General features: G+C 72.2%; 17 protein-coding genes. 5 read left to right on the plus strand and 12 right to left on the minus strand.

Annotated features, from left to right (window positions below; all coding sequences use genetic code 11):
- Positions 1-109 precede the first annotated feature (109 nt).
- On the plus strand, positions 110-1411 hold the full coding sequence (locus H4687_RS17495; RefSeq protein WP_046920070.1) for an ATP-grasp domain-containing protein: 1302 nt from the start codon (positions 110-112) through the stop codon (positions 1409-1411).
- Positions 1411-2670, plus strand: coding sequence for an NAD(P)-binding domain-containing protein (locus H4687_RS17500; protein ID WP_046920069.1), 1260 nt, complete (start codon positions 1411-1413; stop codon positions 2668-2670). The genes H4687_RS17495 and H4687_RS17500 overlap by 1 nt, the downstream gene beginning before the upstream one ends.
- 50 nt (positions 2671-2720) lie before the next feature.
- On the opposite strand, the gene H4687_RS48055 is transcribed toward H4687_RS17500, so the two are convergent.
- The 3 genes from H4687_RS48055 to H4687_RS17515 all read right to left on the minus strand — a co-directional run bounded on the left by H4687_RS48055 (position 2721) and on the right by H4687_RS17515 (position 4772).
- The gene (locus H4687_RS48055) at positions 2721-3755 is read right to left on the minus strand and encodes a chaplin (RefSeq protein WP_050398202.1); all 1035 of its coding nucleotides are present in this window, start codon (positions 3753-3755) and stop codon (positions 2721-2723) included.
- Positions 3756-3865: 110 nt separating this feature from the next.
- Positions 3866-4123 (minus strand): chaplin, encoded by a 258-nt coding sequence (locus H4687_RS17510; protein ID WP_046918773.1) that lies wholly within the window; start codon positions 4121-4123, stop codon positions 3866-3868.
- Positions 4124-4376: 253 nt separating this feature from the next.
- Entirely contained in the window at positions 4377-4772 is a 396-nt protein-coding gene (locus H4687_RS17515) for a rodlin (RefSeq protein WP_046918774.1), read from the minus strand.
- Between the two features lie 253 nt (positions 4773-5025).
- On the opposite strand from H4687_RS17515, the gene H4687_RS17520 reads away from it, so the two are divergent.
- Together H4687_RS17520 and H4687_RS17525 are read left to right on the plus strand one after the other, a co-directional pair.
- A complete protein-coding gene (locus H4687_RS17520) occupies positions 5026-5436 on the plus strand; it encodes a rodlin (protein WP_050398200.1) in 411 nt (136 codons plus the stop codon).
- A gap of 165 nt (positions 5437-5601) precedes the next feature.
- The gene (locus H4687_RS17525) at positions 5602-6021 is read left to right on the plus strand and encodes a rodlin (RefSeq protein ID WP_046917922.1); all 420 of its coding nucleotides are present in this window, start codon (positions 5602-5604) and stop codon (positions 6019-6021) included.
- A gap of 83 nt (positions 6022-6104) precedes the next feature.
- Here the strand turns inward: H4687_RS17525 and H4687_RS17530 are convergent, their stop codons facing one another.
- Complete coding sequence (locus H4687_RS17530; protein ID WP_046917923.1) at positions 6105-8030, minus strand: AMP-dependent synthetase/ligase; 1926 nt, start codon at positions 8028-8030, stop codon at positions 6105-6107.
- A 123-nt stretch (positions 8031-8153) separates the two neighbouring features.
- Here H4687_RS17530 and H4687_RS17535 point away from each other — a divergent pair, with 123 nt between their 5' ends.
- Positions 8154-8804 carry a chorismate mutase gene (locus H4687_RS17535; protein WP_046917927.1) on the plus strand — a complete coding sequence of 217 codons (651 nt, stop codon included), beginning with the start codon at positions 8154-8156 and terminating at the stop codon, positions 8802-8804.
- Here the strand turns inward: H4687_RS17535 and H4687_RS17540 are convergent.
- From H4687_RS17540 to iolC, 8 genes are all read right to left on the minus strand, one after another.
- Complete coding sequence (locus H4687_RS17540; RefSeq protein ID WP_046917924.1) at positions 8801-10405, minus strand: vWA domain-containing protein; 1605 nt, start codon at positions 10403-10405, stop codon at positions 8801-8803. The genes H4687_RS17535 and H4687_RS17540 overlap by 4 nt on opposite strands.
- Positions 10406-10573: 168 nt before the next feature.
- Positions 10574-11470, minus strand: coding sequence for an ABC transporter permease (locus tag H4687_RS17545; RefSeq protein WP_046917925.1), 897 nt, complete (start codon positions 11468-11470; stop codon positions 10574-10576).
- Complete coding sequence (locus H4687_RS17550; RefSeq protein WP_046917926.1) at positions 11467-14124, minus strand: alpha/beta fold hydrolase; 2658 nt, start codon at positions 14122-14124, stop codon at positions 11467-11469. The genes H4687_RS17545 and H4687_RS17550 overlap by 4 nt, the downstream gene beginning before the upstream one ends.
- Before the next feature lie 263 nt (positions 14125-14387).
- Complete coding sequence (gene mmsA, locus H4687_RS17555; RefSeq protein WP_046918511.1) at positions 14388-15890, minus strand: CoA-acylating methylmalonate-semialdehyde dehydrogenase; 1503 nt, start codon at positions 15888-15890, stop codon at positions 14388-14390.
- Positions 15891-15906: 16 nt separating this feature from the next.
- The gene (gene iolD / locus H4687_RS17560; RefSeq protein ID WP_046918510.1) at positions 15907-17802 is read right to left on the minus strand and encodes a 3D-(3,5/4)-trihydroxycyclohexane-1,2-dione acylhydrolase (decyclizing); all 1896 of its coding nucleotides are present in this window, start codon (positions 17800-17802) and stop codon (positions 15907-15909) included.
- Complete coding sequence (gene iolB, locus H4687_RS17565; RefSeq protein ID WP_046918509.1) at positions 17799-18647, minus strand: 5-deoxy-glucuronate isomerase; 849 nt, start codon at positions 18645-18647, stop codon at positions 17799-17801. Before iolB ends, iolD begins: the two co-directional genes overlap by 4 nt.
- 7 nt (positions 18648-18654) lie before the next feature.
- A complete protein-coding gene (locus H4687_RS17570) occupies positions 18655-19551 on the minus strand; it encodes a Cgl0159 family (beta/alpha)8-fold protein (protein ID WP_046918508.1) in 897 nt (298 codons plus the stop codon).
- A gap of 14 nt (positions 19552-19565) precedes the next feature.
- Positions 19566-20516: a 5-dehydro-2-deoxygluconokinase gene (gene iolC / locus H4687_RS17575; RefSeq protein ID WP_046918507.1), complete on the minus strand. Its 951-nt coding sequence runs from the start codon at positions 20514-20516 to the stop codon at positions 19566-19568.
- Between the last annotated feature and the right edge of the window lie 98 nt (positions 20517-20614).

The following is a 20614-nucleotide window of genomic DNA, read 5'->3' on the forward strand; positions in this document are numbered from 1 at the left end:
CATACGAATACGAACTCCGCCAACTGGGGCTCCGGCCTTCGGGTGTCCGAATCGCCCGCACGGGTGACCCGACGTCAAAGAAATGTGCGAGGACCCCGACGAAATGAACCTGTCGCCACTCGACACCCGCGTTCCGGCCGTTCTGCTGCGAACGGACCGCAATCCCTTTCACCACGGAACCCTGGGCGCCGTACGCTCCCTGGGCCGCGCCGGTGTGGAGGTGCACCTGGTCGCCGACTGCGAGGGCAGCCCCGTGCGCAGCTCCCGGTTCCTCCACGCGACGCACACCCCGCCCCGGCTCGGTGCCTCCCTCGACGAATTCGCGGCCGTGCTGCGCCGGGTGGCTGACCGGGTCGGCCGTCCCGCGGTGCTCATCGCCCTGGACGACGCGAGCGCCGTGGCCACCGGCCGGCTGCGCGCGGAGCTGACGGACGGTTATCTGCTTCCGGCCGGACCCGCCGCCCTCGCCGAACAGGTGGCCGACAAGGCGGAACTGGCCGCGCTGTGCGGGCGCCTGGACCTCCCCCACCCGGCGACGGTGGTCCCCGGCAGCCCGGCGGAGGCCGCCGCCGCCGCGCGGGAGCTGGGCCTGCCGGTGGTGGCCAAGTGGAGCCGCCCGTGGCTGCTGCCCGCCGACGCGGGGCTGCGCAGCACGGTGGTGGTGCGCTCGGCCGGAGAGGCCGCGGCCCTGTTCCGGCGTTCGGAGCAGGCCGGCAGCCGACTGCTCCTCCAGGCGTTCCTGCCGCCGGGGCTCGACCACGACTGGTTCTTCCACGGGTACGCCGACCGCGCCGGGGCCGTGTGCGGTGGCGGCACCGGCCGGAAGCTGGCTGCCTGGCCGCGCGGCGCCGGCCTGACCGCCGTCGGCCGCTGGACCCCGAACCCCGAGGTGCGGGCCCTCGCCGAGCGGCTGACCGGCGCGCTCGGCTACCGGGGCGTGTTGGACCTCGACTTCCGCCGCGAGGGCAGCACCGGCGCGTACCACCTGCTCGACTTCAATCCGCGTCCCGGGGCCCAGTTCCGCCTCTTCACGGACGCGGCCGGCATCGACGTCGTCCGCGCCCTGCATCTGGACCTGACCGGCCGCCGGGTCCCGGACGGGGCCCCCGTGCCGGGCCGGACCTTCGTCGTGGAGAACTACGCGCCGCTCGCCGCGCTGCGCCGGACGTCCCTGTCGTACCCGCCGTCCGGGCCGGGCGCGCGCGAGCTGGCCTGGTACGCGCGGGACGACCGTGCCCCCGGCCTCGCGCTGTGGTCGCTGTGGCCACGCCGCGCGCTCGGCCGCCTGCTGGCACCCCGCCCGCCGCTTCCCCTCCAGCGCGACCACGCTCCCGGCGAGGTCCGCGCCGGGAGCGGTGCCGAGAACCACGCCGAGAACCGCGCCGAGAACGAGAAAGCGAGCAGACCCTGATGTACGACCTGCTGGTGATGGGCGCCGGCCCGTACGGCCTGTCCATCGCGTCCCACGCCGCGGCCGCCGGGCTCAGCCTGCGCGTCCTCGGCCGCCCCATGGCGTCCTGGCGCGACCACATGCCGCCCGGCATGTTCCTCAAGTCCGAGCCCTGGGCCTCCAACCTGAGCGATCCCGAGGGGCGTTGGCGGCTCGACGCGTACTGCGCCGAACAGGGTTTCGAGGCCCGGCACGGCCGGCCGATCCCGGTCGGCACGTTCGCCTCGTACGGCCTGTGGTTCGCCCGCAACGCCCTCCCGCCCGTCGACGAGCGCATGGTCACGCTGCTGCGGCGCCACCACTGCGGTTTCGAGGCGGTCCTGGACGACGGGGAGACGGTCCGCGCCCGCACGGTGGCCCTCGCCGTCGGTGTCGTGCCGTTCGTCGAAGTCCCGTCCGCGCTACGGGAGTTGCCGTCCGACCGGGTCTCCCACAGCAGCCACCACAGCGACCTCGACCGCTTCCGGGGCAGGGACGTCACGGTGATCGGCGGCGGCCAGGCGGCTCTGGAGACGGCCGCGCTCCTGGCCGAACAGGGCACACGCGTCCGTGTGCTGGCCCGCTCCGGCGCCCTGCGCTGGAACGACGTCCCGCCCCCGCTGGAGCGCCGGCCGTGGGACTCCGTCCGCTCCCCGCACAGCGGCCTCGGCTGCGGCTGGCGCAACTGGTTCTACGCGGAGCGTCCGGGCTGGTACCGCCGCCTGCCGGAGGCGAGACGGGTGCGGATCGCGGCGGAGGCGCTCGGCCCCGCGGGCGCCTGGTGGGTCCGCGACCGCGTCGAGCCGGCCGTCGAGGTACGGCTCGGCCAGGAGGTCGCGACGGCGTACGAGACGGGCGGCGCCGTACGCCTGGAGACGGTCGGCCGCGGCGGTGAGCCGGCCTCGCTGGACACCGAACACGTCATCGCGGCCACGGGGTTCCGGGCCACCTGCGAGCGGCTGGACCTGCTGGCGCGTGAGGTGCGCGCGGATCTGGTGCCCCTCGCCGACGGCTCGCCCGCGGTCGGGCGGGACTTCGAGTCCTCGGTCCCCGGCCTGTTCCTCGCGGGCCTCACCACCGCGGCCGGTTTCGGCCCCGCGATGCGCTTCGTGCACGGCGCGTCGTTCACCGCCCCGACCCTCGTCCGAGGGGTGCGGCGACGGCTGCGCGCCGGGGTGCCCGGCGGACGCGTCCCGGTGCCGGGAGCGCGGGCGGACCTGGCGTCCACCGCCGGGGCGTGACGCACGTGGGTGCCGGGAGGCGCGCCGCGCGTCCCGGCACCCACGTGGACTCAACGACGGGAAGCGGCCCGGCCCCGCCGGTACAGGATGCCCCCACCCGCGATCAGCGCGACGCTGGCGGCCCCGGCCGCGAGCAGGGCCTCACGGTCGCTGCCGGTCTCGGGGAGCGTGGGCGGGTGATCCGTCGGGGGGTGGTCCGTCGGCGGGTGGTCAGTGGGGGGCCTGTCCGTCGGAGGCTTGTCGGTGGGGGTGGGGTGGCCCGTGGGAGAGGGGTGGCCCGTGGGGGGCTTGTGCGTGGGGCTCGGACCACCGGTCGGCGGCTTGTGCGTGGGGGGCTTCTCCGTCGGGGGCTTGCCCGTGGGGCTCGGACCGCCGGTCGGCGGCTTGTGCGTCGGAGGCTTCGTCGTGGGCGGCTTCGTCGGCGGCTGGTGCGGGGGCTTGGTCGGCGGGGTGTCGCCGTAGCCGACCTCGGTGTCCTCGTCGGTGTCCGGGGCGTCGCCGTAGTCGCCGGGGGCCTCGTCGTGGCCGCTCGGCGTGCCGTCGTGGTTCCCGTGGCCCTCGTCGCTCCCGTGGCCCTCGTCGCTCCCGTAGCCCTCGTCGCTCCCGTGGCCTTCCTCGTCCCAGCTCTGCGGGTGCTCCACGGGTTCGTCGTACTCCTCGTAGTACGCGTCCGGCCGCGTGTACTCCTCGTACGCCTGCTCCCAGGGCTCCTCGGCGTCCGCCGCCGGGGCCGGCGTGTACTCGGGCTCCGCCACCGGGGTGGCGTGGCGCTCCGGGGCGCTCTCGGTGGTCTGGGCGCGCTCGGCGTTCTCGGTGCTCCGGGCGTTCTCCGGGGCGTGGTCGCCGGTGTTGCCGCACTCGTTGCCGAGGGTCGGGTTGCCGAGGGCCGCGGCGTCGACGGTGTTGCCGCAGACGTTCACCGGGACGGTGACCGGCACCTCGACCGTGTTGCCCGACGCGACGCCGGGCGAGTTCGAGGCAGCCCCGTGCGCGCCCGTGTCCGCGAGCACCGGTGTGCCGTAGAGGGACAGCAGGCCCGTCGTCGCGGCGGCCACGACCATTCTCTTGCGCAGGTTCTGTCGCATCTCTCTTTCTTCCTGCTCGAAGAAGTGGGAAAAGCCGGCCTTGGAGCCGTTGAGAACACTCCAAGACCGGCTGAGGCACAGCCGAACGGCTGCTGCGATGCGCTACGACGTCAGTCGTTGACGCACACGTTGCCGGCTGTCGGGTTGAGCAGGGCGATGATGTTGATCGAGTTGCCGCACACGTTGATGGGCACGTGGACGGGGATCTGCACCACGTTGCCCGAGAGGACACCCGGGGAGCCGATGGCGGCACCGTGGGCCTCCGCGTCGGCGAAGGCCGGGGTGGCCAGACCCATGGCCATGATCACGCCGGCGACGACAGCAGCGCTCTTCTTGAGCTTCACGTCTTTTCCCTTCTCTGCGGTCATGCCTCAATTGACGGCCGAAACCGAGCGAGCACAGCATGAACGGCTCGCATCATGACCTGCAGTCTGCGAACGAGGAATAGACACCGGAGGAAACTGAGGAACGCGGGGGGTGGGGTAATTCACCCGATCGCCCCGCAATATTGTCGAACAGTCTTATCGGCGGCACTCGATCGGCCCATACGGCTAAAGACGACGAACTCGGGCCGCCCGCACACACCGTGCGGGCGGCCCGAGCCGTTTTGCGGTCCGACAATCAGCCGTTGCCGTTCCCGTTGCCGTTGTCCGAGAGGATCGGGATGTCCGACAGGATGTGCGACAGCGGCTCGTCGCCCTTGGCCTGGGTGGAGTTCTCGGTGCACTGCTGGTTCTGCGGGGCGGACAGGATCGGGACGTCCTGGAGGAGGGGCGCCGCGGCGAGGTTGACCTTGGCGGGAAGGCCGACGCAGAGCTTGTTGAGCGACCCCTGGACCAGCGAGAGCTGCGGGCTCATGTCGCCCTTGGTCACCGAGTTGCCGAACGCCTGGCTGGCGCCGTTCCCGCTGAAGCTCGTGGTGCCGCCGTCATCGGCGAGAGCCTGGGGGGCGGTCGCGGCCCCGAGGCCGGTGATGGAAGCGGCGACCGCAACGGCGGCCATTGCCTTCTTGAGCATTTCGCGTTCCTTTCCTGGCGGGACCCGCGGATCCCTGCTCCGGCAGCAACGGCGGTACATCCGTATCGGTTTCGACACATCACCCGTTCGGCCCCGCTCGCACCGGCGAACTCCAAAAACGACAAACGCTCCACACGCCCCGCTTGCACCCCCTCCGAATGAGCCGACGGAGTGAATCAGAGCAACTCGGGAGTCCGGAGCAAGTTGTCCATGGCGCTCCGGTGGAAACGGGGTTTTTCAGAAGGGATCGCAAGTGATCAAGAAAATTATGGCCGTAGCCACGATCGCCGCCTCCGCCGTCGGAGCCTCGGCCGTCGCCGCGCCTCAGGCTCTCGCCGATGACGGCGGCACCACGAGCTTCAGCGGGAACGACGCCCAGCAGGTGTACGGAAACTCGACGACGTACGGCAACATGAGCCCGCAGATGGCACTGATTCAGGGCTCGTTCAACAAGCCCTGCATCGGCCTGCCGCTCAAGGCCAACCTCGCCGCGGCGCCCCTCCTCCAGGACGTCCCGATCCTGTCCGCCCCGCAGAACCAGCAGTGCACCGAGAACTCCACCCAGGCCAAGGGCGACGAGCCGCTGTCGCACATCCTGTCCGACATCCCGATCCTCTCGGACAACGGCAACGGCAACGGCAACAACAACGGCGGCGGGAAGTAGCGCCCAGGCCACCACCGCACGGGTGAGCCGTCGGCCGGCTCGGCGACTCACCCGCGATAAGCCGCCTATTGCGCCAATAGGGGCAATCAACGCAACCGTTGGCCGGATGCCCTGTTGATCAGGGCGCAACTCCGCAACGGAGTCCGCTTTCCGAAGGGATCGAACATGAAGAAGCTGTGGGCTACCGCGGCTGTTGCCGTTTCCATTGCCGGCCTCGGGGCCGCGACCGCCCCCCAGGCTCTCGCCGACGACGGCGGCACCACGAGCTTCAGCGGGAACGGCGCCAGCCAGGCGTTCGGCAACTCGGTGACCAAGGGCGACATGAGCCCGCAGCTCTCGCTGGTCCAGGGGTCGCTCAACAAGCCCTGCATCGGCCTGCCGCTCAAGGCCAACCTCGCCGCGGTGGCGGCCCTGGCCCAGGACGTCCCGATCCTGTCGGCCCCGCAGAACCAGCAGTGCACCGAGAACTCCACCCAGGCCAAGGGCGACGAGCCGCTGTCGCACATCCTGTCGGACATCCCGATCCTCTCGGACAACGGCAACGGCAACAACAACGGCGGCGACAACGGCGCGAAGCACCACTGACGCCACCACCGGACACACCGAAGCGGGTCGCCGAGTTCACCGGCGGCCCGCTTCGCCGCGTCCCCGCAGGTGTCGGCCCCGGGTCACCTCTTCGCGTAGAGCGACTCGATCGCCGCCGCGTACGCCGCCGTGACCGCGTGGCGTTTGATCTTCATGGAGGGGGTGAGCAGGCCGTTCTCCTCGTTGAACTCGCCCTCGACCAGCTTGAACTCGCGGATGGACTCGGCACGGGAGACGGCCTGGTTGGCGTAGTCGACGGCCTGCTGGACGTCGGCGCGCATCCGGGGGTCGGCGACGATCTCGGAGAGCGGGGTGTCCGGGGACATGCCGCGCACGTGCAGCCAGTGGGTGACGTCCTCGGGGTCGAGGGTGATGAGGGCGGCGACGAAGGGGCGGTTGTCGCCGACGACCATGCACTGACCGACCGGGGGGCGGCTGCGCAGCCGGTCCTCCAGGACGGCCGGCGAAACGTTCTTGCCGCCGGAGGTGACGAGGATGTCCTTCTTGCGGCCGGTGATGGTGAGGTAGCCGTCCTCGTCGAGCGCGCCGAGGTCGCCGGTGGCGAACCAGTCGTCGGTGAGGGCGGCGTCGGTGGCGACCGGGTTGTTCCAGTAGGTGCCGAAGACGATGCCGCCCTTGATGAGGACCTCCCCGTCGTCGGCGATCCGGACCGCGGTGCCGGGGACGGGCCGGCCGACGGTGCCGGGGCGGGGCCTGAGGGGCGGGACGATGGTGGCGGCCGCGGTGGTCTCGGTGAGGCCGTAGCCCTCGTAGACGATGACCCCGGCGGCGTAGAAGAAGAGGTTGAGGTCGCGGTCGAGCGGGGAGCCGCCGCTGATGGCGTAGCGCATCCGGCCGCCCAGTTCCCTGCGGATGCGGCGGTAGACCAGCAGGTCGTACAGGGCCCAGGCGGCGTACAGGCCAGGGGTGGGGCCGGGGCCCCGGTCCAGGAATCTGTCCAGGTAGGCCTTGGCGAAGCGCACGCCGATGCGGTGGGCGCGGTCGAAGGAGGCGCCGCGGCCGATGCGTTCGGCGGTGGCGCGGCCGGTGGCGTGGATCCGCTCGAAGAGGTAGGGGACGCCGACGAGGAAGGTGGGGCGGAACTTCTTGAGGGCGGGCCGCAGTTCGTCGGGCTTGATGCTCGGGCAGTGGCCGATCTCGATGCGGGCCATCAGGCAGGCGATCTGGATCGCACGGCCGAGGATGTGGGCCAGGGGGAGGAAGAGGAGGGTGGAGGCGGCCTGGCCGGTGATCTCCTTGAAGATCGGGTGGAGGAGTTCGACCGTGTTGGCGGCCTCCGCGTGGAGGTTGGCGTGGGTGAGGACGCAGCCCTTGGGGCGGCCGGTGGTGCCGGAGGTGTAGCAGATGGTCGCGGCCGTGTCCGGGGTGAGGGCGGCGCGGCGCTTGGTGACCTCGTCGTCGGGGACGCCCCGGCCGAGGTCCGCGAGGTGGGCGAGGGCCTCCCGGTCGATCTGCCAGACGTGCGGGGGCTGGGAGTGGCGGGCGGTGGCGGTGGCGACGGCTTCCGCGTTCCCGGCGGTCTCCGCGACCACGAAGCGGGAGCCGGAGTCGCGGACGATCCACTCGATCTGCTCGGGCGAGGACGTGGCGTAGATGGGCACGGACTGGCCGCCGGCCGCCCAGACGGCGAAGTCGAGGACCGTCCACTCGTAGCGGGTGCGGGACATCAGCGCGACGCGGCCGCCCGGTTCGAGGCCGGCGGCGATCAGCCCCTTGGCGGTCTCGGTGACCTCGCGGGCGAAGGCGGCGGCGGTCACCGGATGGTAGGTGCCGTGCTGGTCTGCCCGGCGCAGGACCACGGCGCCGGGCGCCTCGGTGGCGTTGACGAAGGGGAGGTCGGCGATGCTGCCGCCGGTCGGGCGGGGCGCGAGGGCGGGTGTGCGCGCCTCGCGGACGACACCCCGCGCGTCCCTGACGACCTCGACCTTCGCACGGTCGGACAGGCCGCCGCGCTGTTTCGCCCGGTTCAAGTCCCTGCGTACGCCCATCACCGCTCCCCGAGGTCTCACGTGTCCACGTTACTGGCGAGTCAACTTACCGGTACGTAAGGAAATATCAATGCTTCGGTACGACTGCGAGGCTCGGGAACGGGCGCGTGATAGGTGTGGATCATGCGCCCCCACCGCCTCGGTTCCACCCTGATCTCCGCCGTCGCCTCCCTCTGCGTCTGTCTGTCCGCCGGTGCCTCGTCCGCCGCGGCCCTGCCCGGTGCTTCGCCGGTCGCCGCAGAGTCGTCCTCCGCCCCTCCTCGTACGGCTCCCGGCGCCCGGTCGCTCACCGCGGTGACGGATCTGTTCGCCGAGCGGCTGCTCGTCGCGGACAAGGTCGCGGCGGCGAAGTACGGGACGACCACGCCGATCGACGACCCCGTGCGGGAGAAGGCGATCCTGGACGACGTGGCGGCGCGGGCGGTCGGGCTCGGCCTCGACCCGGAGGCGGTCACCGCCGTGTTCCGGGACCAGATCGAGGCCAACAAGCTGGTGCAGCGCGGCCTTTACGCCCGGTGGGACGCGCACCCCGAGGAACGGCCCACCGAGCGGCCCGATCTGGTGAAGGAGGTGCGGCCGGTGCTCGACCGGATCACCACCCGGCTGCTGAGCGCGCTCCAGGAGACGGAGTCTCTGCGGGCCGGGGCGTCGTGCGCGCCCCGGCTGCGGGTGGCGGCGGTGTGGTCCGCGGTCGACCACCGGCTGGACCGGTTGCACGGGCAGGGGCTGGTGCGGGCGTCGCCCTCGGTCTGCGCGCCGGTCGTGAAGCCCTAACCCATCAGCTCCTCCGCCGACTTGACCGCCTCGGCGAGGGCGTAGACGTCCTTGTCCTCGCGGTCCCTCGCCAGATCGTCCGCCCGCAGGCCCAGTCGGTGCAGGGAGGGGCGGGCCGGGAGGTCGGGCCGGCGGCCGTCCTCCTGGCGGAGGGAGTCGGCGAAGTAGGCGGCCACGGCGGCCACCCGCAGGCCGTACGGGGAGTCGGTCCACAGGTCGTCGTGCAGGGCCGACACCTCCAGGCCCGCCGCCTCCTCGTGCGGGGTGCGGGTGTCGGGGTCCAGCCAGCGGACGGTGGCGGTGGCGAGGTGGCCGCCGTCGGCGCCGTCCTTGGTGCGGACGACGTAGAGCGCGGTGACGGTGTGGCCGGGGCCGACCTCGCCGCCGTCGACCCGGTCGTCACGGAAGTCCTCGTCGGCGACCCGCCGGTTGTCGTAGCCGATCAGGCGGAACTCCTCGACCGTGGCCGGGTCGAAGGCGACCTGGGCCTTGGCGTCGCGGGCGGTGAGGTCGACGTGGCGCGGGAGTTCCTCGCAGAAGACCTGCTCGGCCTCCTCCTCGGTGGAGACGTAGGTGGTGTGGCCGTCGCCCCGGTCGGCGAGTTGTTCCATGAGCTCGTCGCCGTAGTCGCTGCCGACGCCGACGCCGAAGAGGGTGATGCCGTGGTCGCGGCGTTCGCCCGCGATGCGTTCGAGGATGGTCTCGGCGTCGGTGGAACCGGTGTTGGCGAGGGCGTCGGAGAGCAGGACGACCCGGTTCGTGGCGCCCTTGCGCAGGCCCTCGACGGCGGTCTCGTAGCCGGTCTCGACGCCCGCCGCGAGGTTGGTGGAGTCGGTGGGCTCCAGGCTGTCGACGGCCTCGCGGATCTCACCCCGGTTGCCGTCGAGGCGGGTCATCGGCAGGACGGTCTCGGCCTCGTCGCTGAAGGTGACGACGGCGACCGAGTCGTCGTCGCGCAGCCGGTTCGTCATCGTGCGCAGGGCGTCCTGGGCGAGGTCGAGGCGGCCCGGTTCGGACATGGACCCGGAGACGTCGATGACGAAGGTGAGGGCGGCGGGCGGGCGTTCGCCGTCGCCGCCCGCGGCCCGGGTGGCGAGGCCGACCCGGACCAGGGACCAGTTCTCGGCGTCGGTGCGGGCGCCGTCGACGGTCACCGAGAAGCCGTCGCCGTCCGGGCGTTCGTAGTCCTGGCGGAAGCTGTTCACGAACTCCTCCGGGCGGACCGTCGCCGGGTCGGGCAGGCTGCCCTCGTCCAGGGTGCGGCGGGCGTAGCCGTAGGAGGCCGTGTCGACGTCGAGGGCGAAGGTGGAGAGGTGGTCGGGGGACGGGGCGAAGTCGCCGGAGTCGTCGCCCTGTTCGCCGGAGTCGGGGCCCTCGGGCGCGGGAGCCGGGAAGCCGTCCGCCGTGCCGCCGCTGCCGCCCCGGTCGTACGAGGAGGAGTTGCCCCCGTCACCGCCGTCGCCGCAGCCGGTGAGGAGCAGGGCGCAGGCTGCGCCCAGGGCGAGGAACGCGGTGCCGGTCCGCCGCCCGGCCCTCCGCCTCGGCCTCGTCGTCGGCCCCGTCGTCCTCGTCGTCGGCGTGCTCCTGCGATACGCGCGCATCCGGGCCCCCTAGCCACGTCGTCCGTCGCCTTCCGCGGGTTCTCGCGGGCGGCTGTTGTGACTGTGACGGCGCGGGGGGCCCGGATGTGCGCCACGGGGTGTTGCGGATGCGTCTCGAAGCGGCCACGGCGGGCGCCCGCCGAGACCGGTGGGTGATCCTCCGGTGACCTAGGAGACGACGTCCTTGCGGCCGAAACCGCGGAAGGCCAGGGCGAACAGCACCAGCGCGTACGTTACGGAGACGGAGACGCCCTGGATCATGTCGGTGTACTCGGGCTGCGGGCGGACGACGTCCAGCCAGGCGTACTGCCAGTGCGCGGGCAGGAAGTCGCGCCAGTCGCCGAGGGCGGTCACCGAGTCGAGCACATTGCCGACGATGGTGAGGCCGACGGCACCGCCGACCGCGCCGAGCGGGGCGTCCGTCCGGGTGGAGAGCCAGAACGCCATGGCGGCGGTGACCAGTTGGGACACGAAGATGTACCCGACCGTGATCAGCAGCGCCTGGGCGGCGGCGCCCGCGGCGAGTCCACCGCCGGTGGGCAGCTCCAGCGGGCCCCAGCCGTAGGCCGCGGTGCCGACCGCGAGGGCGACGACCGGCAGCAGCACCAGCGCCGCAAGGCTGAGGGTGAGGCCGACGACGAGCTTGGACCACAGCAGCCGGGCGCGCGGCACGGGCGCGGCGAGAAGGTAGCGCAGGGAGGACCAGCTGGCCTCCGAGGCGACCGTGTCGCCGCAGAACAGCGCGACGGGGATGACGAGCAGGAAGCCCGCGGCGGCGAACAGGTTCACCGCGGCGAAGTTCGCGCCGGACGCGGTGGCCGTGTCCATCAGGTTGACCCGGTTGTTGCCCTCGCCGGGCGTGCCGCCGACCTGGAAGGCGATCAGCAGCACGAGCGGCAGGGCGAACAGGATGCCGCCCATGACCAGGGTGCGGCGGCGCTTCAGCTGGCGGACCAGTTCGACCCCGAGGGGCAGGGTGCGGCCGGCGCGGTAGCCGTCGGCGACCTCGACGGGCCGGGCGGGCCCGGGTTCTGCGTGCTCGGCACGCTCGGCCAGCGTGCTCATGCGGACTCTCCGATCAGGGTGAGGAAGGCGTCTTCGAGGCGGCGGTGCGGGCCGACCGACTCCACGGGTACGTCCAGCCGGACGAGTTCGGCGACCAGACGCCGGGCGCTGCCGCCGGCGTCGAGGCGGACCACCAGACCGCCGTCGGCGGGTACGGCCGAGTCGACGCCCGGCAGCGCGGCGATCTTCTCGACGAGCGGCTCGTCCACCGGCTCGGAGGTGCCGACCAGCAGCGTGTCGCCGGATCCGACGATCTCGCTCACGGGGCCGGCCTGGACGAGTTGCCCGTGGTCCATGACGACCAGATGCGTGCAGGTCTGCTCGACCTCCGCCAGCAGGTGACTGGAGACGATGACCGTGCGGCCGGCGGCCGCGTACCGGATCATGACCTCGCGCATCTCGCGGATCTGCGGCGGGTCGAGTCCGTTCGTCGGCTCGTCCAGGATCAGCAGGTCGGGCAGGCCGAGCATGGCCTGGGCGATGGCCAGGCGCTGGCGCATGCCCTGGGAGTAGGTGCGCACCGCGCGGGCCAGGGCGTCGCCGAGGCCGGCGATCTCCAGGGCCTCGTCGAGGTGGGCGTCCTCGGCCGGGCGGCCGGTGGCGGCCCAGTACAGCTCCAGGTTCTCGCGGCCGGAGAGGTGCGGGAGGAAGCCCGCGCCCTCGACGAACGCGCCGACCCGGGAGAGGACCGGGGCGCCCGGCACGATCGCGTGGCCGAAGACGCGGATCTGGCCGCCGTCCGGCTGGATCAGGCCCATCAGCATGCGCAGGGTCGTCGTCTTGCCCGCTCCGTTCGGTCCGAGCAGGCCGAGGACCTGGCCCTTCTCGACGCGGAGGGAGAGGTCGCGGACGCTGTAGCGGTCGCCGTTCCTGTACTTCTTGCTCAGGTCGGTGATCTGCAGCGGGACCTCGGCGAGCGCCGGGTCGGGGGCCGGGGTGACGATCCGGCGGCGTCCGGTGACGAGGAGGACGGCCGCGATCACGGCGCCGGCGATCGGCAGGTACCAGACCCAGGCGGGCAGGACGTCCGTGCGGTCGGCCCCGGCGAGGGGCGTGGGCACCTCCAGGCCGCCCTTGAGGGAGACGGTGTACGTCGCCGGGGTCGTCGGGGAGGCGTAGCCGAGGTCGGTGGAGGCGAGGACCAGACGGAGGCGGTGGCCGTCGTCGAGTTCGTGGTCGACGGCCGGGAGGGTGAGCGTCACGTCCTTGCCGGCCTTCGCGCCCCGCACCCGGACCGGCTCGACGAGCTGGGAGGGGAGGACCTGGGACCTGCCGTCGGGGCCGACGTCGTACACCTTGGCGAAGAGGACGGCGTCCTCGCTGGTCGACTTCACGTGGACCGTGGCCGTGGGCGAGCCGGTGATCTGCAGGTCGTCCGCGACCGGCTTCGACTGGAACGCGGCGAACTGGCCGGGGAAGTCGAGGGAGATGCCGACGCCGAGCGAGGACAGCTGGGCCAGGCCGCCGCCGGCGCCGAGGCCGGGCAGGGCGGAGATGGCGGGCGGGTTGGCGCCGGCCGGGCTCTCGAAGCTCTGCTCCCGGCCGGCAAGGGCGATCTTCGTGGGGTCGCCCTCCAGGCCCGGGTAGGTGTCGTCGGTCGTACCGGCGAGGCGGGGCTCGCCGTCGCCGGAGCCGGCGCCGAGGGTGCGGGTGACGCGGAACGCGGAGCCGGTGTCCGCGCTCTTGTCGCCCTTCAGATAGCGGTCGAACCAGGCCTGTGTCCGGGCCTGGACCCGGCTCGTCTCCATGTCGCCGCCGTCGTGGCCACCGGAGATCCAGTCGACGTCCACGGGCGCGCCGTTGGCCTTGATCGCCCGGGCGGCGGCGTCGGCCTGGCCGAGCGGGAAGAGGGAGTCGGTCTGGCCCTGCATCAGCAGGGTGGGCACCTTGATGCGATCGCCGACGGCCTCGGGGCTGCGCTCCTGGAGGAGCTTCACGGCCTGCGCGTCCGGCTGCCCGGACTCGGCGACCCGCTGGTACATCTCGCAGAGCTGCTTCTCGAACTTCTCGCAGCCGCCGCCGGTGTTGACGAACAGACCGGCCCACAGCTTCTTGAAGACGCCGTTCGGGAACAGGGCGTCCGCCAGGTTCCAGTACGTGATGGCGGGCGCGATGGCGTCGACCCGGTCGTCGTACCCGGCGGCCAGCAGCGAGATCGCGCCGCCGTACGAGGCGCCGGCGACGCCGAGGCGCGGGTCGCCCTTCTTGTCGAGCTGGACCTCGGGGCGCTTCGCGAGCCAGTCGATCAGCTTGGAGACGTCGGCGACCTCGCCCTTCGGGTCGTTCAGCCCGATCTTGCCGGTCGAGTCGCCGAAGCCGCGGGCGGACCAGGTCAGCACCGCGTAGCCGTCGCGGGCGAGGGTCTCGGCCTGCTTGCGGACGTCGTTCTTGCTGCCGCCGAAGCCGTGGCCGAGCAGGACGGCCGGGCGGCGGCCGTCACCGCCGGAGGTGAAGTACGAGGTGTCGATGCGTACGCCCTCGGCCGTGTCCATGGCCCGGTCGGAGCGCTTCACCGGCGCCGCCTCGTCGGAGGCGGTGGCCGTCCAGGTACCGGCGCCGGCGAGCACGACGACGGCGGCCGCGGCGGCGAGGGTGCGACGCGGCCTCCGCCGGAGCGCTCCGCGCAGGCGCGGGCCGGTCAGTCGAAGATCCATGCGTCAACGGTACGGGGGCGTGGTGGTGGGTCACGGCCCCCTCAGGGGGGAGGGGTGGGGTATCCCACGGTCGTACGGGGGGAATTCGGTATACAGCGGGTGCGGTATGCGGGGGTGGGGCGGGCCTGACAGCAACCTGATAAGTCGGGGCAGATCGGGGTAGGCGGGCGTGCGCGGGTCCGGTGGGGCTTCTCGCACGCTTCCCCGCGCCCGTTCGGGCGCGGGGAAGCGTGGGTACGGGCTAGTGGTTGCGCGGGTACGGGCTAGTGGTTGCGCGGGAAGCCCAGGTCCACGGCCGACGGGCCGTCGGCCGGGTCGGGCCAGCGGGTGGTGACGACCTTGCCGCGGGTGTAGAAGTGCGTGCCGTCGTTGCCGTAGATGTGGTGGTCGCCGAAGAGGGAGTCCTTCCAGCCGCCGAAGCTGTGGTAGCCGACGGGGACCGGGATCGGGACGTTGACGCCGACCATGCCGGCCTCGACCTCCAGCTGGAAGCGGCGGGCGGCGCCGCCGTCACGGGTGAAGATCGCGGTGCCGTTGCCGAACGGGGAGGCGTTGATGAGGGCGATGCCCTCGTCGTAGGTGTCGACGCGCAGCACGGTCAGCACCGGGCCGAAGATCTCGTCCTGGTACGCCTTCGCCGAGGTGGGGACCTTGTCGAGGAGCGAGATGCCGATCCAGTGGCCGTCCTCGAAGCCGTCGACCGTGAAGCCTGTGCCGTCGAGGACGACCTCGCAGCCCTCGGCCGCCGCGCCCTCGACGTAGGAGGCCACCTTGTCGCGGTGGACCGCCGTGATCAGCGGACCCATCTCGGACGTCGGGTCGTTGCCGGGGCCGATCTTGATCTTCTCGGCACGCTCGCGGATCTTGTCCACCAGTTCGTCGCCGATCGCGCCCACGGCCACGACCGCGGAGATCGCCATGCAGCGCTCGCCCGCCGAGCCGTAGGCCGCCGAGACCGCCGCGTCGGCCGCCGCGTCCAGGTCGGCGTCCGGGAGGACCAGCATGTGGTTCTTGGCGCCGCCGAGGGCCTGGACGCGCTTGTGGTTGGCGGAGGCCGTGGTGTGGATGTAGCGGGCGATCGGGGTCGAGCCGACGAAGGAGATCGCCTTGACGTCCGGGTGCTCCAGGAGGCGGTCGACGGCCACCTTGTCGCCGTGGACGACGTTGAAGACGCCGTCGGGGAGGCCGGCCTCCGAGAGGAGTTCGGCGATCTTGATGGAGGCCGAGGGGTCCTTCTCGGACGGCTTCAGCACGAACGTGTTGCCGGTCGCGATCGCCATGGGGAACATCCACATCGGGACCATCGCCGGGAAGTTGAACGGCGTGATGCCCGCGACGACGCCCAGCGGCTGGCGGATGGAGGAGACGTCGACGCGGCTGGCGACCTGCGTGGACAGCTCGCCCTTCAGCTGCACGTTGATGCCGCAGGCCAGTTCGACGATCTCCAGGCCGCGCGCGACCTCGCCGAGCGCGTCCGAGTGCACCTTGCCGTGCTCGGCGGTGATCAGCTCCGCGATCGCGTCACGGTTGGCGTCCAGCAGGGCGCGGAACTTGAACAGGATCGAGGTGCGCTGGGCCAGCGAGGACTGGCCCCAGGTCACGAAGGCCTCCTTGGCGGTGCGTACCGCCGCGTCGACCTCGTCGACGGTCGCGAAGGCGACCTGGGTGGTGACCGCGCCGGTCGCCGGGTCCGTGACCGGCCCGAACGTACCCGACGCGCCTTCGACGGTCTTGCCGCCGATCCAGTGGTTGACGATCTTCGTCATGCCGAGAAACTCCTTCTCACAGATGGCGGCGTCGGGTTGAGACGTGCCGGTCGTACTCCTCGCGTGCCTTGACCGCCGACGCGCGGGTCGCGGTCTCGGCCACAGGTACATCCCACCAGGCCTGCGCGGGAGGCGGGCCCGACACAGTGTCTGCCGTTTGGGTCTCCACGTAGACACAAGTGGGAGTGTCGGCCGCCCGCGCCTCGGCGAGTGCGGCGCGCAGGTCACGGACCGTCCTGGCGCGCAGGACGCGCATGCCGAGACTGGCCGCGTTGGCGGCGAGATCCACGGGCAGCGGGGCGCCCGTGAACGTGCCGTCGTCAGGGTTGCGGTGCCGGTAGGCGGTACCGAACCGCTCACCGCCGACCGACTCGGAGAGCCCGCCGATGGAGGCGTACCCGTGGTTCTGCACGAGCAGCACCTTGATCGGGACGTTCTCCTGCACGGCCGTGACGATCTCGGTCGGCATCATCAGATACGTGCCGTCGCCGACCAGCGCCCACACCGGGCGCCCGGGAGCGGCCAGCCGGACGCCGATCGCGGCCGGTATCTCGTAGCCCATGCAGGAGTAGCCGTACTCCAGGTGGTACTGGTCCCGGGACCGGGTACGCCACAGTTTGTGCAGGTCACCGGGGAGGGAGCCGGCCGCGTTGATGAGGATGTCGTCCTCGTCGACGATCTCGTCGAGGAGGCCGAGCACCTGGGCCTGGGTGGGCCGGGTGTCCGGCTCGTCTGCCTCGTAGCAGGCGTCGACGCGGTGCTCCCAGCGCTGCTTGTCCTGGGCGTACTCGGCGACGTAGCCGTCCGCGACCCGGTGCCCGTGCAGCCCCAGGGCCTCGGCGAGCGCCTCCAGGCCGGACCGGGCGTCCGCGATCAGCGGCAGTGCGGAGAGCTTGTGGCCGTCGTACGGGGCGATGTTGAGGTTGAGGAAGCGCACGTCGTCGGCGGCGAAGAGGGTGTTCGAGGCCGTGGTGAAGTCCGTGTACCGGGTGCCGACGCCGATCACCAGGTCGGCGGTGCGGGCGAGTTCGTTCGCGGTCGCGGTGCCGGTGTGACCGATGCCGCCCACGTCCTGCGGGTGGTCGAAGCGGAGGGAGCCCTTGCCGGCCTGGGTGGACGCCACGGGGATGCCGGTGGCGGCGGCCAGTTCGGCGAGGGTCTCCTCGGCGCGGGCGTGGTGGACGCCGCCGCCGGCGACGATCAGGGGGCGGCGGGCCGCGCGGATCGCGGCGATCGCGGCGGCCAGTTCGGCGACGTCGGCGGCCGGGCGGCGCACGTTCCAGGTCCGCTCGGCGAAGAACTCATCCGGCCAGTCGTACGCCTCGGCCTGCACGTCCTGCGGCAGGGCGAGGGTGACGGCCCCCGTCTCTACCGGGTCGGTGAGGACGCGCATCGCCTGCAGCGCGGCCGGGATCAGGGCCTCGGGGCGGGTGATCCGGTCGAAGTACCGCGACACCGGACGCAGTGTGTCGTTGACGCTGATGTCGCCCGCGTAGGGGACTTCGAGCTGCTGGAGGACCGGGTCGGCCGGCCGCGTGGCGAAGGTGTCGCCGGGCAGCAGCAGCACCGGGAGGTGGTTGATGGTGGCGAGGGCGGCGCCGGTGACCAGGTTGGTGGCGCCGGGGCCGATGGACGTCGTCACGGCGTGCGTGGACAGCCGGTTCGACTGCCGGGCGTAGCCGACGGCCGCGTGGACCATCGACTGCTCGTTGCGGCCCTGGAGGTACGGCATGTCGTCGACGTACTCGATCAGCGCCTGGCCGAGGCCCGCGACGTTGCCGTGGCCGAAGATGCCCCAGGTGGCGCCGATCAGCCGCCGCCGCTCGCCGTCGCGCTCGGTGTACTGGGCGGACAGGAAGCGGACGAGCGCCTGGGCGACCGTCAGCCGCGTGGTGGTCGTGGTCGGGCTCATCGGTAGCCCTCCGTGTGGTCGGGGTGGAAGCAGATCTGCCACTTCCGCTCGGAACCGGGACCCGCCATCACGTTCAGGTAGTACATGCTGTGGCCGGGCTGCGCGACGGACGGGCCGTGCCAGCCGTCGGGCACGAGCACCGCGTCACCGGAACGGACCTCGGCGAGGACCTCGGAGCCGCCCTCGCGGGAGGGGGACACGCGCTGGTAGCCGAAGCCGTGGGGACCGTCGATCTCGAAGTAGTAGATCTCCTCCAGCTCGGTCTCCTCCCCCGGCCGGTTCTCGTCGTGCTTGTGCGGCGGGTACGAGGACCAGTTGCCGCCGGGGGTGATGACCTCGACGGCGATCAGCTTGTCGCACTCGAAGGCGTCCGCGGAGGCGAAGTTGCGTACCTGGCGGGCGCAGTTGCCGCTGCCCCGGTCCTCCACGGGGACCTCCGGCGCGGGGCCGTAGCGCGCGGGGAGTCGTCGCTCGCACTTCGCTCCTGCCAAAGCGAAGCGGCCTCCCGCGCCGGAGGCGATCTGTACCCGGGCGTCACGGGGCGCGTAGACGAAGTCGGAGACTCCGGCGAACACGCTCTCCCTGCCCAGGACTTCGAACTCGGCGCTGCCGCCGCCGTCTGAACTGCCCGGTTCCTCCGACACCCGCACCGTACAACCGCCGGCCAGGGACAGCACGATCCATTCGCTGTCCCCGGTCGTGAACGTGTGCGAGCCACCCGGCTCCAACTCCACGACGCGCAGGCTGCTGTGGGTCCAGCCGGCCCGCTTCGGGTCGATGTCGACGGCGTACCGGGCGTTCGCGGTCGCGCCCTTGGGTACGTACAGCTCGGTCTTGTGTGTCATGCGGCCCTCACAACAGTCCTACGGCGGTGTCCACGGCGGCGGTCACGTCGTCGTCCGCCGGGTAGAGCAGCGAGCGGCCGACCACCAGGCCCTGCACGGTGGGCAGTTGCAGCGCGCCCCGCCACTTCTCGTACGCCCCGTCCTGGTCCTCGCCGACATCGCCGCCGAGGAGGACGGCGGGCAGCGTCGAGGTCTCCATCACGCGGGCCATGTCGTCGGGGTTGTCGGTGACGGGCACCTTCAGCCAGGTGTACGCCGACGTGCCGCCGAGCCCGGCCGCTATGGCGATCGACTTGGTGACGGCGTCGGCGCTCAGGTCGTTCCTGACCTTGCCGGTGACGGGGTCGCGGCGACTGATGAACGGCTCGACGAAGACGGGCAGCCGCCGCTCGGCCATGGCGTCCACGGCACGGGCGGTGGACTCCAGGGTGGTGAGGGAGCCCGGGTCGTCGTAGTCGACGCGCAGCAGGAGCTTGCCGGCGTCGAAGCCGAGGCGCTCCATGTCCTCGGGGCGGTGTCCGGTGAAGCGGTCGTCCAGTTCGAAGCTGGCGCCCGCCAGGCCGCCCCGGTTCATCGAGCCCATGACGACCTTGCCGTCGAGGGCGCCGAGGAGGAGCAGGTCGTCGAGGATGTCGGCGGTCGCGAGGACACCGTCGACGCCGGGGCGGGACAGCGCCAGGCACAGTCGTTCGAGGAGGTCGACGCGGTTGGCCATGGCGAGCTTGCGGTCACCGACGGAGAGCGCGCCACGGGCCGGGTGGTCGGCGGCGACGATCATCAGTCGGCCGCTGTCCCCGATCAGGGGGCGCCGGACGCGTCGGGCGGCGGCCTCGGCGACGGCCTCGGGGTGGTGGACGCGGGTGCGGACGAGGGCGGAGACGTCGACGGGGCCTAGCGGGCTCACGGGGCGTGCGGGAGTCACAGGACCGCTCCCGCCGTGACCGCCGCCTCGATCTCGTCCACCGTGGGCATCGCGGACGAGCACTCCAGACGGGAGGCGACGATGGCCCCGGCCGCGTTGGCGTGCCGCATGATCTTCTCCAGGCCCCAGCCTTCGAGCAGGCCGTGGCAGAGGGAGCCGCCGAAGGCGTCACCGGCGCCGAGGCCGTTGAGGACGTTCACGGGCAGCGGCGGGACCTCGGCGGACTCGCCCCTGCTGTTGACCGCGAGGACGCCCTTGGGGCCCTGCTTGACGACCGCGAGTTCGACCCCGGCGTCGAGCAGCGCGCGGGCGGCGGCGTGCGGTTCGCGGACTCCGGTGGCGACCTCGACCTCGTCGAGGTTGCCGACCGCGACGGTGGTGTGCCGCAGGGCCTCCTCGTAGAAGGGGCGGGCCTCGGCCGGGTCGTTCCAGAACATGGGGCGCCAGTCGAGGTCGAAGACCGTCGTGCCGGCCCCGGCCCGGTGGGCGAGCGCCGCGAGCGTCGCCGTACGGCTGGGCTCCTCGCTCAGGCCGGTGCCGGTCACCCAGAAGATCCTGGTCCCGGCGATGGCGTCGAGATCCAGCTCGTGGGCGTCGATCTCCAGGTCGGGGGCCTTCGGGCGGCGGTAGAAGTACAGCGGGAAGTCGTCCGGCGGGAACACCTCGCAGAAGGTGATCGGCGTCGCGAGGCCGGGGACCGGGGTGACCCAGCGGTCGTCCACGCCGAAGTCGCGCAGTGCCTGGTGGAGGTACTCGCCGAAGGGGTCCTCGCCGGTGCGGGTGATGACGGCGGTGGAGCGGCCGAGGCGGGACGCGGCCACCGCGACGTTCGTCGCCGATCCGCCGAGGAACTTGCCGAAGGACGTCACCTGCGGCAGCGGGACCCCCGTCTGCAACGGGTAGAGGTCCACACCGATCCGCCCCATGGTGATCAGGTCGTACGCCATCGAGTTCCCTTCACGCGCCGGGTCCGTCCGCCGGGTCCGTCAAGGTCTAGCCCTGTCGGAGCGACCCTGTCAATACTTTGTCCAGACATTCGGACTAC

It is taken from the genome of Streptomyces stelliscabiei, from assembly GCF_014873495.1.
Lineage (GTDB): Bacteria > Actinomycetota > Actinomycetes > Streptomycetales > Streptomycetaceae > Streptomyces > Streptomyces bottropensis.